The sequence below is a fragment of the Pseudomonas sp. MLB6B genome, assembly GCF_054508135.1.
The window spans coordinates 588957-605566 of the sequence record NZ_CP199313.1 but is presented as its reverse complement, the minus strand read 5'-3'; the positions used below and the strand labels follow the sequence as shown (position 1 = coordinate 605566).

At 64.2% G+C, this 16610-nt stretch carries 12 protein-coding genes; 4 read left to right on the top strand and 8 right to left on the bottom strand.

What is annotated here, in order from left to right; genetic code table 11:
• Window positions 1–12: 12 nt before the first annotated feature.
• Window positions 13–675 carry a GMP/IMP nucleotidase gene (yrfG, locus tag ACSMEV_RS02515; RefSeq protein ID WP_459207121.1) on the bottom strand — a complete coding sequence of 221 codons (663 nt, stop codon included), beginning with the start codon at window positions 673–675 and terminating at the stop codon, window positions 13–15.
• A gap of 63 nt (window positions 676–738) precedes the next feature.
• Here yrfG and nudE point away from each other — a divergent pair, with 63 nt between their 5' ends.
• Entirely contained in the window at window positions 739–1305 is a 567-nt protein-coding gene (gene nudE, locus ACSMEV_RS02510; protein WP_459207120.1) for an ADP compounds hydrolase NudE, read from the top strand.
• Entirely contained in the window at window positions 1302–2129 is an 828-nt protein-coding gene (cysQ, locus tag ACSMEV_RS02505; protein ID WP_459207119.1) for a 3'(2'),5'-bisphosphate nucleotidase CysQ, read from the top strand. The genes nudE and cysQ overlap by 4 nt, the downstream gene beginning before the upstream one ends.
• A 422-nt stretch (window positions 2130–2551) precedes the next feature.
• Here the strand turns inward: cysQ and ACSMEV_RS02500 are convergent, their stop codons facing one another.
• The 3 genes from ACSMEV_RS02500 to ACSMEV_RS02490 are packed head-to-tail and all read right to left on the bottom strand — an operon-like array spanning window position 2552 to window position 6215.
• Complete coding sequence (locus ACSMEV_RS02500; protein WP_459207118.1) at window positions 2552–3007, bottom strand: YiiD C-terminal domain-containing protein; 456 nt, start codon at window positions 3005–3007, stop codon at window positions 2552–2554.
• A complete protein-coding gene (locus tag ACSMEV_RS02495; RefSeq protein WP_459207117.1) occupies window positions 3004–4404 on the bottom strand; it encodes a sigma-54-dependent transcriptional regulator in 1401 nt (466 codons plus the stop codon). The genes ACSMEV_RS02500 and ACSMEV_RS02495 overlap by 4 nt, the downstream gene beginning before the upstream one ends.
• Complete coding sequence (locus tag ACSMEV_RS02490; protein ID WP_459207116.1) at window positions 4401–6215, bottom strand: sensor histidine kinase; 1815 nt, start codon at window positions 6213–6215, stop codon at window positions 4401–4403. The genes ACSMEV_RS02495 and ACSMEV_RS02490 overlap by 4 nt, the downstream gene beginning before the upstream one ends.
• Before the next feature lie 331 nt (window positions 6216–6546).
• Between ACSMEV_RS02490 and aguA the strand changes: the two genes are divergently transcribed.
• Both aguA and ACSMEV_RS02480 read left to right on the top strand, forming a co-directional pair.
• Entirely contained in the window at window positions 6547–7653 is a 1107-nt protein-coding gene (aguA, locus tag ACSMEV_RS02485; RefSeq protein ID WP_459207115.1) for an agmatine deiminase, read from the top strand.
• A 487-nt stretch (window positions 7654–8140) separates the two neighbouring features.
• Window positions 8141–9430, top strand: a complete 1290-nt coding sequence (locus ACSMEV_RS02480; RefSeq protein ID WP_459207114.1) for an OprD family porin — start codon at window positions 8141–8143, stop codon at window positions 9428–9430.
• Window positions 9431–9569: 139 nt separating this feature from the next.
• Here ACSMEV_RS02480 and ACSMEV_RS02475 read toward each other — a convergent pair whose 3' ends face one another.
• The 4 genes from ACSMEV_RS02475 to ACSMEV_RS02460 are packed head-to-tail and all read right to left on the bottom strand — an operon-like array spanning window position 9570 to window position 16569.
• The gene (locus ACSMEV_RS02475) at window positions 9570–9896 is read right to left on the bottom strand and encodes a hypothetical protein (protein WP_459207113.1); all 327 of its coding nucleotides are present in this window, start codon (window positions 9894–9896) and stop codon (window positions 9570–9572) included.
• A 2-nt stretch (window positions 9897–9898) separates the two neighbouring features.
• Window positions 9899–14173: an RHS repeat-associated core domain-containing protein gene (locus ACSMEV_RS02470; protein ID WP_459207112.1), complete on the bottom strand. Its 4275-nt coding sequence runs from the start codon at window positions 14171–14173 to the stop codon at window positions 9899–9901.
• Window positions 14174–14185: 12 nt separating this feature from the next.
• On the bottom strand, window positions 14186–14620 hold the full coding sequence (locus ACSMEV_RS02465) for a DcrB-related protein (protein ID WP_459207111.1): 435 nt from the start codon (window positions 14618–14620) through the stop codon (window positions 14186–14188).
• A gap of 11 nt (window positions 14621–14631) precedes the next feature.
• Window positions 14632–16569 carry a type VI secretion system Vgr family protein gene (locus ACSMEV_RS02460; RefSeq protein WP_459207110.1) on the bottom strand — a complete coding sequence of 646 codons (1938 nt, stop codon included), beginning with the start codon at window positions 16567–16569 and terminating at the stop codon, window positions 14632–14634.
• Window positions 16570–16610 lie beyond the last annotated feature (41 nt).

Below are 16610 nucleotides of genomic sequence, written 5' to 3'. Positions count from 1 at the left end.
GGGCCTGCGCGATCACAGGCCCTGCAACAGGGTGTGGTAATCGTCCACCGCAGCGAATTCCTGAGTGTCGCGCACCGCCGCTTTGCTGTCGGGCCTGAGCACCGCCAGCAGGTGCGCCACGCCGAAGCGCCGCGCACTGCGCAGGATCGCCAGGGTGTCGTCGATGAACAGGCTGCGCGCCGGGTCGAAATTCAAGTCGGCGCGCAGCGCGTCCCAGAACTGCGGGCTTTCCTTGGGGAAGCCATAGTCATGGGAGCTGATCAGCTGTTCGAAATACGGCGCCAGCTCGACCCGCTCCAGTTTCAACGACAGCGAATCGCGGTGCGCGTTGGTGATCAGCACCACGCGCTTGCCGGCGTCGCGGATCGCCGTCAGGAACGCCGGAGCGTCGGGGCGTATCGCGATCAGCTCGGCCAGTTCCTGCTTCAGTTCGCGGATCGGCAGCTTCAGTTCGCGGCTCCAGAAGTCCAGGCAGTACCAGTTCAAGGTGCCGGCATTGCGCTCGAACAACGGTTGCAGCTCCAGTTCGGCCATCGCCCGGCTCACCCCGTGCAGCTCGGCATAGCGTTGCGGCAGGTGCTGCAACCAGAAGTGGTTGTCGTAGTGCAGGTCGAGCAGGGTGCCGTCCATGTCGAGCAGCACGGTGTCGATGTCGGACCAGGGAAGAAGTGCCATGGGAAACTCTCGTAGGGTAGGCCAGCCACGGTATAGTAACCCGTTCATGTCAAGGAGCCTCCCATGCGCCAGAAACCCACCGTGCTGAGCCGCGAGATCGTCGCCAGCAGCCGCCTGTTCCGCGTCGAGTCCGTGGCGCTTCGTTTCAGCAACGGCGTCGAGCGCACTTATGAGCGTTTGGCCGGCAGCGGCACCGGCCGTGGTGCGGTGATGATCGTGGCGATGCTCGACGCCGAGCGGGCGTTGCTGGTGGAGGAGTACTGCGGCGGCACCGAGGCCTACGAGCTGTCACTGCCCAAAGGCCTGATCGAGCCGGGCGAGGACGTGCTGGCCGCCGCCAACCGCGAGCTCAAGGAAGAGGCCGGTTACGGCGCCCGCGAGCTGGAACACCTCACCGAGCTGTCGCTGTCGCCGGGCTATATGAGCCAGAAGATCCAGGTGGTGCTGGCCACCGACCTCTTCGAGGAGCGGTTGGAGGGCGACGAGCCCGAGCCGATGCGCGTCGACACCGTCAACCTGCGCGAGCTGTCCGCGCTCGCCGTCCACCCGCAGTTCTCCGAAGGCCGCGCCCTGGCGGCGCTGTACCTGGTGCGTGACCTGCTCACCCAACGAGGACTGTTCAGCGCATGAACGATACCCAACTGATGCACAAGGTCGTGGTGCTGGCCCGCGTGGCGGGCGAGGCGATCCTGCCGTTCTGGCGCGCCGATGTGGCGGTCAGCGCCAAGGCCGACGATTCGCCGGTCACGGCGGCGGACCTCGCCGCCCACCACGTCATCCTCGACGGCCTCAAGGCCCTGGCGCCGGACATTCCGGTGCTGTCCGAGGAAGACTGCGGCATCGCCCTGGAAGAGCGCGCGCGCTGGCAGCGCTGGTGGCTGGTCGATCCGTTGGACGGCACCAAGGAATTCATCGCCGGCAGCGAAGAGTTCACCGTCAACATCGCCCTGATCGAGCGCGGCGAAGTGGTGTTCGGCGTGGTCGCGATGCCCACCAGCGGCCGCTGCTACTTCGGCGGCCAGGCCTTCGGCGCCTGGCGCGCCGAGGCCGGTGAGCAAGCGCAGCCCATCGCCGTGCGTAGCATGCCGGACGTGGGCGAGCGCTTCACCGTGGTCGCCAGCCGCCGCCACAGCAGCCCACAGCAGCAGATTCTGCTCGATGGCCTGTCCGAGGCGGTCGGCACGCTGACCCTGGCCAATATCGGCAGCTCGCTGAAATTCTGTCTGCTGGCCGAAGGCAGCGCCGACTGCTACCCGCGTCTGGCGCCCACTTCGCAGTGGGACACAGCGGCAGCGCAGGGCGTGGTGGAAGGCGCCGGCGGCGTGGTGCTGGGGCTGGAGGGCCTGCCTTTGACCTACCCTGCGCGCGAATCGCTGCTCAACCCGTTCTTCCTGGCCTTGCCGGCCGCGGCAGGTTGGCGTGAGGCACTGGTCAGGTTGGCATCGACGGTATGAGGGTCGCCGGCCTGCCGTTGTGGCCAGGCGCGCTGCTGCGAGCGCCGGCCCGTTGTCCTGATCCGAACTGACTAGGACAGTTGCGCTGCCACGGTTAGGGCCGCGCTGCGGCCCATCGCGGCTAATCGGAGCGCCGAACCGGCCGCTCCTACAAATTTTTGAAGGCAATCCATTTTGTAGGAGCGACTTCAGTCGCGATGGCCGGCAACGCCGGCCCAACGGCCGCAACCCGAACTACCCGCGATTGATGCGGTGCCCCTGTTGGGCCGCGCTGCGGCCCATCGCGGCTAAAGCCGCTCCTACATGGTTGGAGCTTTTACGGGAGCGGCCGGTTCGGCGCTCCGATCAGTCGCGATGGGCGGCAACGCCGGCCCAAAGGCCGCCCCTCACCCCACCTGCACAGACTGTGACTCGGATCGGCCTCAACGGTGCAGCACATACTGCCCGGTGAAGTTCACCGCCGCCGCTTCGCTGCCGGCATTGGCCACGGTGGTGTGCAGCGTCAGCCGCGCCCGGCCGCGGCGTTGGTACATCGCCAGAAAGCGCTGCCACGAGGCCTCGTCCGGCGCCTCGCAGCGGGCCACCGCTGCCGTGGTCACCGGCAGGGGGTAGTCGATCTGCCCTTGCTGGATGACGATGTGTCCGTCGCCGATGCCTGCTTCGCGCAGCTTCAGGTGCAACCACCCCCAGCCCACCAGCACCGCCGCGCAGTACAGGCTGCCACCGAACATGGTGTGCTTGTGGTTGAGGTTGGCCGCCAGCGGCAACTGCAAGCGCAGGGCGCCGGCCTGCCAATCGAGCACTTCCAGGCCCATGTCGCGGGTCAGCGGAATGTCGTGGTGCAGCACCTGCTGCAAGTCGTGCGCGGGCTGGCTCATGGGCGCGGCTCCTCGTGGTCGTCGTGGCCGCTGCTGCCTTCGAAGCTCAAGCCGTGTTTGCGCAGCTTGTCGTGCAGGGTCTTGCGCGGCATGCCCAAGGCTTCTGCCAGGCTACGCATGGAGCTGTGCGGCTGGCTCAGTTCGGCGGCGATCAGCGAGCGCTCGAACTGCTCGACCTGCTCGCTGAGCGGGCCGCTGCGCAGCACCGGGGCGGCGCTGGCGGGCGCGGCGGGCGGGTTGTCCAGGGCTAGTTCCAGGCCCAGGGCGAAGCGCTCGGCGGCGTTCTGCAGCTCGCGCACGTTGCCCGGCCAGTCGTGGCGCAGCAGCATCGCCCGTTGTGCCGGTTGCAGGCTGTGGGCGGGCAGGCCGTGGCGCTGGCTGGCGGCGTCGGCGAAGTGCTGGAACAGCAGCAGGATGTCGTCGCCGCGTTCGCGCAAGGGCGCGATGCGCAGCGACGCCACGTTCAGCCGGTAGTACAGGTCGGCGCGGAAGCGGCCCTGGTCGGCGGCCTGGCGCAGGTCTTCCTTGGTCGCGGCGACGATGCGGATGTCCAGCGGGATCAGCTGGTTGCCGCCCAGGCGCTCGACCGCCCGTTCCTGTAACAGGCGCAGCAGCTTGACCTGTACGTCCAGGCTCATGCTCTCGATCTCGTCGAGGAACAGCGTGCCGCCGTTGGCGAACTCGAACTTGCCGATGCGCCGCTTCTGCGCGCCGGTGAAGGCGCCCGGCTCATGGCCGAACAGCTCGCTCTCGACTACCGACTCGGCCAGGGCGCCGGCGTTGATCGCCACGAACGGCCCGTCGCGGCGGCTCGACAGGTCGTGCAGCGCGCGCGCCACCACTTCCTTGCCCGCGCCGGTCTCGCCAAGGATCAGCACGTCGGCGCGGGTGCCGGCCAGGGCGCCGATCTGCTCGTGCAGGCGCAGCATGGTCGGCGACTGGCCGAGCAGGCGCGTCGACAACTGTTGGCGGTCGCTCAAGGCCAGGCGCAGGCTGCGGTTGTCGAGCACCAGCCGGCGCAGGGCCAAGGCGCGCCGCACACTGTCGAGCAACGCGTCGCTGGCGAAGGGCTTTTCCAGAAAGTCGTAGGCGCCGGCGCGCATGGCCTGCACCGCCAGCGGCACGTCGCCATGGCCGGTGATCAGCAGCACCGGCAGCTCCGGGTCGCGGCCATGCAACTGCTCCAGCAGTTGCAGGCCATCGATGCCCGGCATGCGGATGTCGCTGACCACTACCCCCGGCCAGTCGGCGGCGATGCGCTCGGCCAGGCCCTGGGCGTCGCTCAGCGCGGTGACCTTGAGCCCGGCCAGGTCCAGGGTCTGGCTCAGGGCCTGACGCAGGTGCGGGTCGTCGTCGACCAGGATCACTTGGGTCTGGCTGTCGATCGTGTCGGTCATGCCGAAGGGTCCTCCGAAGATTGCAGGTTCACGCCCGCCGGGGCGACGCGCAGACGCAGGGTCAGCAACGCACCGCCCTCGGGATGGTTGGCCAGCAGCAGCTCGCCGCCCAGGGTGCGCATCAGGCTGTCGCAGATCGCCAGGCCCAGGCCCAGGCCCTGGGTACGCGTCTTGGTGGTGAAGAAGGGTTCGCGCGCGTGGGCCAGGGCCTGGCTGCTGAAGCCCGGGCCGTTGTCGCGGATCAGCAGATGGACGTGCTCGTCATGGGTTTCGGCACTCAACCACAGCGTGCGCGGGTTGGCCTTTTCGGTGAGCGCGTCGAGCGCGTTGGCCAGCAGGTTGCCCAGCACCTGGCGCAGTCGCGTTTCCCCGGCCTGCACCCACAGCGTGGCGTCGGGCAAGTCGCGCACCAGCTCCACCGCCATCGCCCGCCGGCGTTTGGCCAGTAGCGCCAGGGCATCGTCCAGGGCCGGTTGCAGGGCCACGCTTTCCGGCGCGTGGCGGTCGCGCCGGGCGAAGGCGCGCAGGTGGGCGATGATCGAGGCCATGCGCCCGGTCAGCTCGCCGATCAGCTTGAGGTTGCCGCGCGCATCCTCGGTGCGTTGGTGGTCGAGCAGCACTTCGGCGTTTTCGGCGTAGCTGCGGATCGCCGCCAGCGGCTGGTTGAGTTCGTGGCTGATGCTCGCCGACATGGTGCCCAGCACCGACAGCTTGCCGGCCTGGACCAGTTCGTCCTGGGCCTGCACCAGCTCCTGCTGGGCGTTCTCGCGCTCCAGCACCGCGCTTTTCAGCCGGGTGTTGAGCCCTTCCAAGGCGGCGGTACGTTCGACCACGCGCTTTTCCAACTCCTGCCGGGCGTGCGCCTCGAAACCGATGCGGTCGATGTAGTGGCGCCGCCGCTGCATCACCAGCCCGGCCAGCAGCATCAACACCAGCAAGGCTGCGGCACCGATGGCCATCACCGTCTGCACCGAGCGGTCGACCAGTTGCTGCGGCGCCAGGATGCTGACCTGCCAGCCAGTCTCGCGGATGTCGCGGGTCTGGCTGATCCAGGTGCCGGGGCTGAGTACCAGCGGCTGCGGTGCCTGGGTCGGGTAGGGCTGGATGGCGACGATGGCCTGGCGCTCGGCTTCGCTCAAGGGACGCGTGGCGCGGAAGCGCCAGTCCGGGCGCGAGGTCAGCACCACCACGCCGTTCTGGTCGGTCAGCAGCAGTTGCTCAGGCGTGCGGCCCCACAAGGTTTCGGTGTGGTCCAGGTCGACCTTGACCACCAGCACGCCAGCCACCCGGCCGCGTTCGCGCACCGCGGCGGCGAAGAAGTAGCCGCGCTTGGCCGAGGTGGTGCCCTGGCCGAAGAAGCGCCCGAGTTTGCCCTGCATGGCTTCGATGAAGTACGGGCGGAAGGCGAAGTTGCGGCCTACGAAGGTGTCGCGCTTGTCCCAGTTGGAGGCGGCCAGGGTATTGCCGCTGACGTCCATCAGGTACATCACTTCGGCGCCGGTCTGCTGGGCGATCTCCTTGAGCAAGCGGTTGGCGTTGGTCACCGACTCCAGACGGAAGGGGTCGTCGAGCACGCCGCGCAGCGCCGGCAGTTCGCTGAGGATCTGCGGCAGGGTCTCGTAGCGGTGCAGGGTACCGAGCAGGTTGGCGACGTAGAGGTCGAGGGTCTGGCGGTTCTGCGAAGCGAGCTGGTCCTGGTAGTAGCGCTCGGCCAAGTGGTGCAGGGGCCACAGCAGCGGCGCCAGGCACAGGGCCAGCAGGGCCAGGCTGCGCCAGCGCGGGCGACGGGGAGGGGTAGAGGTGGAGATCATCGCCAGGTTTGCCAGTCAAAGAGGCGGCCATTATGCGCCACTTCGTTGTGCACCTCGAACCTCGCCTGGTGCGGCGGCGGTATCGCTGCTGTGTGGGACGCGGGACAGGGAAGAGGGTTTTCGTCGACCGAATGGATCGAACGCTTGAGAAACCGGCTCCAGTCCAGAAGAAGCAACTTGAGTTAAGGTCGATAAAAATCCATTTTTAATTTTGTCCCGCTCGTCAAAAACCTACATGTACGCTTTAAATGCGGATATTTATCGACTATAAAGTCACTCACTTTACTCATCGTTCCGGTGCCAAAAGCGCCGGCATTGCAGAGGTCACTCCATGAAAACCCGCACCACAACGCCGCGCGCCGATGGTTTCCACATGCCTGCCGAATGGGCGCCGCAAACCCAGGTCTGGATGGTCTGGCCGGAGCGCCCCGACAACTGGCGCCTGGGCGGCAAACCGGCGCAGGCCGCCCACGTCGCCCTGGCCAAGGCCATCGCCCGCTTCGAGCCGGTGACCGTGGCCGTGTCGGCCGCGCAGTACCGCAATGCCCAGCGCCAGCTCGACCTGCCCAACATCCGTGTGGTGGAAATGAGCAGCGACGACGCCTGGGTGCGCGACACCGGCCCGACCTTCGTCATCGACGACCACGGTGAAGTGCGCGGTGTGGACTGGGACTTCAACGCCTGGGGCGGCTTCGACGGCGGCCTGTACGCGCCGTGGAACCGCGATTCGGAGCTGGCCACCAAGGTGCTGGAAATGGAGCGCTGCCAGCGCTACCACACCGAAGGCTTCGTGCTCGAAGGCGGCTCGATCCACGTCGACGGCGAAGGTACGCTGATCACCACCGAAGAGTGCCTGCTCAACCGCAACCGCAACCCGCACCTGACCCGCGAGCAGATCGAAGCGGTGCTCGCCGAACAGTTGGCGGTGGAACGGGTGATCTGGCTGCCCGACGGCCTGTACAACGACGAAACCGACGGCCATGTGGACAACTTCTGCTGCTACGTGCGCCCCGGCGAGGTTTTGCTGGCCTGGACCGACGACCCCGAGAACCCCAACTACCCCCGCTGTCAGGCCGCCCTGCAAGTGCTGGAGAACAGCCGCGACGCCAAGGGCCGGCCGTTCATCGTGCACAAGATGCCGATTCCGGGGCCGCTGTTCGCCACCGAAGAAGAGTGCGCAGGCGTCGATCACGTGGTCGGTAGCCAGGAGCGCGATCCGTCGGTGCGCCTGGCCGGCTCCTACGTGAACTTCCTGATCGTCAACGGCGGCATCATCGCCCCGCGCTTCGACGACCCGGCGGACGACAAGGCGCTGGAGATCCTCACCGCGCTGTTCCCGGACCACGAAGTGGTGGTGATTCCGGGGCGTGAGTTGCTGCTGGGCGGCGGCAACATCCACTGCCTGACGCAGCAGCAGCCGGCACCGGTGAAGCGCTGAGCCGCTAGCCGTTTCGCCACCTGCAACGCCGGCTGCCCGTAGCGACGGGTAACCGGCGTTATGCTTTTCACGCATGCGCCGCGAAAACGCCTACCGCAGATAAGGTAGGTTTTACCTGCACTCCTGTCGCTGCCAGAGGACGCCGCTGTGCGGATCATCGGCGGGTGAAGGCAAGCGTTGCTCCCTAAATCCTGCATCTTGTTCCGAATCTTCCTACCTCGCCCTCAGAATCTTCGGCTTGAGAAAAATCCCCCTTTCCAAGCGTTTTCCCATTCAAATCCACTGCCCGCATAACGCTATCTGGTTATAAAGTTATGCTTTTCACGATTTTTTGACATTCCCGACAACCCTGGCCTAGGATGCCACCCCTCATGGATGGCCGAGTCGGTCCAGCCTGTCGTTCGTTGCGCTGTCACGCTTTCGCGCAGGTCTCGATGCCGGCCTGTCTGGCGCAGCCTGTCTTGAGTTCGTGATTAAGGAAAACACCATGTTCAACACCCGGATCAGCCTTCTCGCCCTGGCCCTGCTCGGCGCCACCCAGGCCCAGGCCAACGACCAGGCCAACAGCGCCGGCTTCGTCGAAGACAGCCACGCCAAGGTGCTGCTGCGCAACGCCTACATCAACCGCGACAAGAAACACGGCAGCGACGACCAGGCCGAGTGGGGCCAAGCGTTCATCGGTACCTTCTCCTCCGGGTTCACCCAAGGCACCGTCGGCGTCGGCGTCGATGCGTTCGGCCTGTACGCGCTGCGCCTGGACGGCGGCCGCGGCCGCAACGGCGGCGCCGGCATCGATTTCTTCAAGCCTAGCGAGGACGGCTCGGGCCGCTCGCCGCATAACCTGGCGCGCGGCGGCGCCGCCGTGAAGTTCCGCGTTTCCAACACCGTGCTCAAATACGGCGACCAGATGCCGTCGCTGCCGGTGCTGCAACACGACGACGCCCGCCTGCTGCCGGAAAGCTTCACCGGCACGCTGATCACTTCCAAGGAAATCGAAGGCCTGGAAGTCAACGCCGGCCACTTCACCCAGGAAGCGCGCAAGAGCATGGAAGGCCGTGACAGCGGTGGCCTGAAGTCGATCGACGTGCTCGGCGGCACCTACCACTTCAACGATCGCCTGACCGGCTCGCTGTACACCTCGCAAGTCGAAGACGTGCTGCGCAAGCACTACCTGGGCCTGAACTACGTACACCCCCTGGCCGACGACCAGTCCCTGACCCTGGACTTCAACGGCTACAAGAGCGACATCAACAACCGCTACGTCAACGCCGCCGGCCTGACCGGCGACCGCAACACCATCTGGAGCCTGGCCGCCACCTGGGCCTTCGGCCCGCACGCCCTGACCCTGGCGCACCAGCGCAGCACCGGCAGCACCGGCTACAACTACGGCTGGTACCAGAACCGCGGCGGCGTCGGCGACGGCGGCTCGAGCATCTACCTGGCCAACTCCTACTGGTCGGACTTCAACGCCGAAGACGAGCGTTCCTGGCAGGTGTCCTACGACCTGAACTTCGCCGAGCTGGGCGTTCCCGGCCTGACCTACAAAGTGGCTTACGTGCGTGGCGACAACATCAACACCCACGGCTTCGGCGAAGGCAAGGAGCGCGAGATCTTCAACCAGGTGCGCTACGTGGTCCAGGAAGGCCCGGCCAAGGACCTCTCGGTGAAACTGCGCAGCTCGATCCTGCGTACGTCCGAGAGCGTGCGCCAGAACGGCTACAACGACGACGGCAACGAAGTGCGCGTGTTCGTCGAGTACCCGATCAGCATTTTCTGATAGGCGTCTAGGCGATACGTAAACAGCCCCGGTAGATGCCGGGGCTGTTTCGTTTCAAGCGCCTAACCTAATGAACGCTCAGGTGAGCGGGGTGAAAAGGTGACCGGCTTCATCGCTTTGGTGATCCTGTCGAACAAATTCAGGTTCTAGCGCTGAGGTAAAGGAATAGCTGTTGCGCGATGGCTTCGGCATGCTCGATCTTGACCCACAGGTTGAAGAAGTAATATTGGTCCAGCAAGTGTTCTATCTCGCTGTAGGGTATGAGGCAGAAGTCAACGTAGCTCAGGTAGATCCGTTTGACCTGCTCGGAAATTTCCTCCAGATCACCTCGAAGGTTGGTGATGTCGTAGAAAATATTGCAATAGGTACTTCCCGCCTGACGGAGCTGGATGTAAGGGGCATGGTTTTTTTCACACAGCGCCCAATGCGCCTCGGCGGCAGGGCTGATGTCGTACGTGAAATCCATATTCAGTCCTTGATCTTGAAGTCTGTCACTTCTTTCATTGTTCCAGTGCGATCGACTTTTGCCATGTAGTGAATATTGACACCATTCACCTTGCGTTCCCACTTCGCCCAGCCCTTACCTTTGAAGTGGCGGTCTTTGATGTCTTTCGCCGCAATGACTTCAAGACCATTTTCTGGGTGTTTTTTGACATGATCGAGGGCAAACGCTTCGTTGCGGTTTCTAGGTCGTGTGCGGCCTGTCGATTTGCTTTGGACACGCTTGGGCTTGCGGAAGCTGCACTTCTTTTTCCACCCTAAGGGATCGATCCATCCCAAGGGGTTGGGCGCGTAGTGATAAAGGTTGAGGCCACCTGATACGCCAATTGGATCGGGTGTAACAAACCTGCCAAGCAACGGATCGTAATAACGAAACGTGTTGTAGTGGATCCCGGTATTACGATCGGCATATTGCCCTTGAAAACGCAGGTTCTGCTGTTCTATGAAGCAGGGCGCGCACCCTTCTTCCTGCAGTTCCCCCCACACCCTGTAGCGGCCCCACCAGAGTAGCGTGCCGTCTTCGTCATGCAGCTGCAGGGGCGCGCCGTTGACGTCCGTGGTGTAGTGCCTGATGGCTTGGAAATCGCTCTGGCCGTCTAGTCGGGCAATGGGCGTATGCGAGTAGTCCTCGTTGATGTATACCGTGGGGTGGCCATTGCGGACTTCCTGCAACAACGTGAATCCGTCCCAGACAAACTGCACGCGTTCGATTGACCCCACTCCCAGGACGTCGTCGCTCTTTTCAGTGCGGCGTCCGAGAGGGTCATAACGGAAGGCGACTATCCGGGTTCGCCCATCACGCAACGACGTGACCTTGACCAGCCGATGTTCTGCATCGTAGCTGAACGTCTGTACGCCGGATTGGGCGCTACGTTTTTCGCTCAGCCGACCGAAACCGTCATAGCGGTATGTGGTGCCTCGGTACGTCAGCAAGTGTCGATCAGGACGTTCACGCGAATTGTCTACCAGATTGCCAACCTTGTCGTAGCGCAGTGATTCATCTGCCCGCTGATCGGCCTGATCGTTGACGATGAAGTCTCTCAGGTCATAACGATACCGCTGTGTGCGATGTTGGGTCGTTGTATGGAAGGCCCGCTCCGTAAGACGGTTACTGACGTCGTAAGTGAATGCGATGCGCTGTACGGATGGCAACGGGTGAGCCTTACCCACATCAAACTGCTTGAAGACCACTGGTCTTCCCAATCGGTCGTATTCGGTCACCCCTGTCAGAGCACCTTGCGTCCGTGTCGTCTCGCGGTGCAAGCGGTCGCGTTTGAAGTCGACAATGACTCGGCCATCAATGTTGATCTGGTGAAGATGGCCAGTGCCGTAGCGCAGGCGATTGATCCAACGATTATCGGGAAGCCGCGTACGCAGCAGGTTTCCGAGCTCATCGAACGCGTGTTCGATGCTGACGGCGCCTGCCACTTCCTCGACTACACGGCCAAGGGCATCGAACGCAAAGCGCAGGTGTTCGCAATTGCCCTCATTGTCGAAGAACCGAACATGGGTCAGCTGATCCAACGCGTCATACTCGTAACGCGTGGTGCCGTCAGCCGTATGCCTGGCCACCAGTCGTTCGCCCGCATCGTGCTCGAAGCGATGCACAATGGGCCCGTCAGCATGGCCAGACGCTGGCAGCATGGTGATTTCGAGTAGGTTGTCCAGATCGTCGTAGCGATAAGCATGGCGGGTGCCGTCGATGTACTGCTGGCTCATCAAGCGATCTGCATCGTCCCAGACGAACTGATAACGCTCCGAGCGCTCGTTTTCCATCCATTGCAGACGTTCGTAGCTGTCGTACCCATACCGATGCAGAACAACGCCGTTCAAAACGAGTCTGGCGAGCAACCCGTGCGGGTTGTAGTGATATTCACGGAGCCGTCCGCTAGCGTCTCGATGACTTATCAGTTCGCCACGCACGTCGTATTGCAAGACTTCGATCTGTTGCAAAGGGCGGGTGACAGTGAATTGCAAACCGTCAGCCCGTGTTTCGATGCACGTGGACTCGCCCGTAGCGTCGGTGACTTTGCTGAGAAAACCCTGTTTGTCGTACGTGTAGCGCCAAGTCGCGCCTGAGCAGTCAGTGTGTCTAATGATTTGCCCCTGCTCATTTCTCTGCCAACCCAGTCGATTTCCCCTGGCGTCCACTTGCTCGATGAGCTGGCCTTGAGGGTCATAGCGCAAGTGCGTCACGTTGCCCAACGGGTCGACCTTGCGAATGCAGTTTCCTCGCTGATCGTATGCGTAGGTCCAACGATTTCCGGCGGCATCCGTTTCCGAGCGGGGCAGAGACCAGTGCTCCAGCCACTCGGTCGCATCGCTACGGCCCATAGGGTCGCTGGTCTGTACCAGATTGCCGGAGGCGTCATACAGATAAGTCCAGCGATCACCTGCAGGGTTCGTGGCACTGAGCAGCAGGCGTTCATCGTTCCACTCGAAAGACCAACAACGTCCAAGCGGGTCTTCGTAACGCGTGATTTGGTACTGCTCGTTCCAGCGGCACGTGGATTGGCGGTTCAGGCCATCGACGATGCGCGTTATACCGTTATCGATGTCATAGTCGAAATGGTACTCGTCGCCTTCATCAGTCCAATGGCGACTCACACGCCAGCCATCCTGAGTTTTCATCCACGTGTAATGGCAGCGCAGGCCGTTCGAGTGCCAGTGCTCGACGAGACGGCAGCCATCGTCATACGCGAAGGTCCGGCAGAGTGCGTCTATCTGATTGAATACGTGGGTGAGGTTTGCCGCTGCGTCGTAGGCATAGCGAACCAAGATCTGTTCGCTGCCGTCGGCGAACAAACGCCTGACGGTACTCAATCGCGAGCAAGGTGCTGTCACATAGTCCAGTGCGAGTTGTACGTGGCCATGGGTATCGCGTAGGGCGCTCAAACGGTTCTGCCCGTCATAGATGAGGTGCAGTCGGTTGTCGTTGCGATCACCCAATTGCGCCAGGCGCAGGTGGTGACTATCTGAGTCGGAGGGCTCGAACAGGCGGTAAAGGCCGTCGGTTCGCTCGATCAGCACTTCGCCATTCACTGCACGGCGCACGCTTAGGCCCTCGCCTGCGCTGAAGACTGCTTCGCCCAGTGCGATGGCGCCCAGTTCTACGATCCGCCCCTGATCGTCGATAAAGCGCAACGACTCGCCGTGAGCATCGACGATGATCTCGACGAACACCTCGTACTCAACGCTCCAGCCAGGGCCCAGAAGCCCTCCATGGCGTTCGTCGCGGCTGTTGTAGAACCGCTGCCAAGCGATCGGCAGCAAGGTAGGCAGGGTGAAGTCCAGCTCAAGCGGGCCCTCAAGAACCTTCGCTCCGGTTGGGCTGTGTACAGGATTGGGGGAGCCTGCCGTTGCGTTCACCAGTGCGGTGCCAACTTGCTCGGTCAGATAAGTCGCGACTCCCCCTATCAACATGCAGCCGAATTGGCTGAAGAACTTGCTCCCGCGCCCGCGCAGCAGCATCAACGCCGACACCGCCAGCCCTACCCCCGGCGTCTTGCCGCTGCGGATCTCGCGCACCACGATCGGCTCACCGCCGATGCGCACGTTGTCCGAGACCAGCCCGCCGTCCGCCACCACCGCCTCGCAGGTGCTGCGGTCGCCGCTGCGCACGGCGGGGTGGCCGTTGATCATGACCTTGCTCGAACCTTCGGCCAGGTATTGCGGCGGCATAGGTGGGTGCTTGCTGCACAGGACCTTGTCGTCGTTGGCTTCCTGGGTGTTGGGCGCGGGGCTGGCGACGGTGGGGCGCCACAGCTGCGAGAAGAAGCCTTTGGCCATGTCGAGGAAGGTTTCTTCTTCCGCGTTGGCCTGGGCCTGTGCGGCGGCCTGCTCGTTCTCCAGCGGCGCGAGCGGCGCCAGCACGATGCCGGCGGCGCGCGCGGCGGGCTTGCCGTTGATGTGGGTGTCGCGCGAGCCGGTGGCGATGGTGGCCTGGACAGTCGGCGGGGACAGGGCATTGCCGATGCCCTCGCACAATCGACTGAGCCCGGTGTCGGCGCCGGTCTTGGCCATCGCCACACCGACCACCACGCCCACCACCGCGCCGAGCACGAAACAGCCCAGCCCGCCGGTGGCCACGGTCAGGCCGAAGGCGGAGGCCACGGCGGCGGTGGCCAGAGCGCCGATGGCGGCGGTGGCGGCGATCTCCAGGACGCCGCCGACGATGTCGGCCAGCATCGAGGTGTGCAGCAGCGCATCGCCTTCACGGGCGGCCCAGAATGCGTCGGACATCGGCGCGGCCCGTCAGCCCAGGTTGTCGAAGTCGAGCGAACCCTTGACCTGCGCCCAATGCGCGGCCTCGGCGTCGCCCAACGGCTGGGCCTTGACGTAGCTCAAGGCGAATAGCTTGCGCGTGCCGGGCAGCAGCAGGGCCAGCTGGTATTGGTAAACCTTGTCCGCGCCTTTGCTGAACTGGCTGCTCAGTTCCAGGGCGTCGATGTCCTGGGCCTGGCCGACTTTGATTGCGCTGACGGGCTGCAAACGCAGGTCCTTGACCTGTTGCTGCAGACGCTGCAGCTGGCCTTCGAAATTGCTTTGCAGGGTTTCGCCTTCGCCCAACAGGCTGCGGCTGACGATCATCGACGTGCCCAGGGTGTCGAAACGCAGGATGTTGATGCTGGTGTCATGGCACGCGGCATCGGGCAAGGCGAAGCGGAATTCGTTGAGGCGGTAGGTCATGGGTGGTCTCGTCACTGGCCGCTGTCGGGGAACAAGCTTTTGACTGCGGTTTCGATGTCTTTCTGGACGCCCTGGCCTTCGGCGCTGGTCTGCGCCTCGCCGCCGAGGTTGAGGTCCAGGGTGCCGCCGGTATTGATCTCGGCGTCCTGCTTGGCGTGGAAGCTGAACTGCTCGCAACTGATGTTGATCTGCCCGCTGGCGTTGAGCTCGATGACGCTCTTGCCGCACACCAGGCGCAGCACGTTGCCGACTTCCAGCAGGTAACTGACGCCGACGCTGTCGGACTTGCTCGCACCGACCAGCGTCACGTCGTCGAAACGTACCGCGCGCAGGCGGCTGGCGCCGATGGTGATCTGCTCCATCTGGCCCACCGACTGGGTGCGGTTGGCGCCCACCGACAGGGTTTCGTTCTGCTCCACCACGCTGTCCATGTTGCGTTCGGCGTGCACGTACAGCTGCTCTTCGCCCTTTTTGTCTTCCATGCGGATTTCGTTGAAGTTGGCCGGTGAGCCGCCTTTGCTCGAACGGCTCTTCATGCCGCTCTGGGTGGCGCTGCCGGGCAGGTCGTAGGGCACGGTCTGCTCGGCGTTGTACACCCGACCGGTGACGATCGGCCGGTCGGGATCGCCTTCGAGGAAGCTGACGATCACCTCCTGGCCGATGCGCGGAATCTGCATCGAACCCCAGTTCTTGCCGGCCCAGGCCTGCGAGACGCGAATCCAGCACGAGCTGTTCTCGTTCGACTGGTCGTGGCGGTCCCAATAGAAATGCACTTTGATCCGCCCGTACTGGTCGGTCCAGATCTCTTCGCCGGCCGGCCCCACCACGATGGCCGTCTGCGGCCCGCGCACCTGCGGCCGGTGGGTGCTGGCCAGTGGGCGGAAGCTCTGCTGCGCGTCGATGCAGCTGAGGTTGCTGTGGAACTGCGCGCTGCCATTGCCGCCTCCGGTCTCCAGGCGTTCCTGGAACACGTGGTAGCGCGCGGCCAGGACCAGGTATTCGCGGTTCTGGTCGGCACGGGTGAAACCGCTGAGGTTGAACAGGTGGCCGCTGCCCAGGCCGCGGGCGTTGCCGCTGAGCTCGACGCGTTCGTGCTGGGTCTGCAAGGCCTCCAGGCGCGTGCGTGCGTAGTGCTCGCCGTGCTCGGCCTGTTCGTATTCGCCGGGGTAGTCGAACAGCGGGTAGTCGCCAGCTTCATGGGGCCGCGGCATGGCCGAGCGCACGTTGATGCGCGCGCTGGGGCGCTGGAAGTCGTAGTCGTTCAGTTCCAGCGAACCCGACTGGACTTCCTGAGCCAGGTACCAATCGTTGATGTGGTCGCGCTCGCGGTGCTGGCCGTCGGGCGGGAAGAACGGCACCGTTTCGTAGCCCGGCACGCGTTGATGGGCGCCATAGGCGTCGGCCAGCACCAGCACGTGGCGGTCCTGTTCGTGGCGGAAGAAGTAGTAGATGCCTTCTTCTTCGAGCAGGCGGCTGACGAAGTCGAAGCTGGTCTCGCGGTACTGCACGCAGTACTCGCGCTCGCGGTAGCTGCGGCTCAGTTGCTCTTCGAAGTCCGAGAAGCCGAGGTCGCGGAACACCTGCTTGACGATGGCCGGAGCGCTCTGCTTCTGGAAGATGCGGCAGTCGCTGGTGCGCGTGAGCAGCCACAGCCAAGGGCGCAGGGTAACGCGGTAGCTGGCGAACTGCCCGCGGTCGACCGACTGGCTGCAACGCGCCACCAGGCCATGGAAGTAGCGCTGTGCGCCCACGCCCAGCTGCACGCTCAGGCACATGGGCTTGCCGAGCAGTTGGTTGAGGTCGATGGCCGGGTCGTCGCTGGTCAGTTGCAGCTCGAACTCGAACAGCCGGCCCAGCTCTTCGCTGCCGGTCATCTCGGCGAGGATCAGCGCATCGGGCCCCAGGGGGCTGGTGACCTGCGCCAGGCGGGTGATTTGCGTGAACAGCATGTCAGGTCCTGTCAGGCGGCACGAAAGTCATGGTGCGTGGA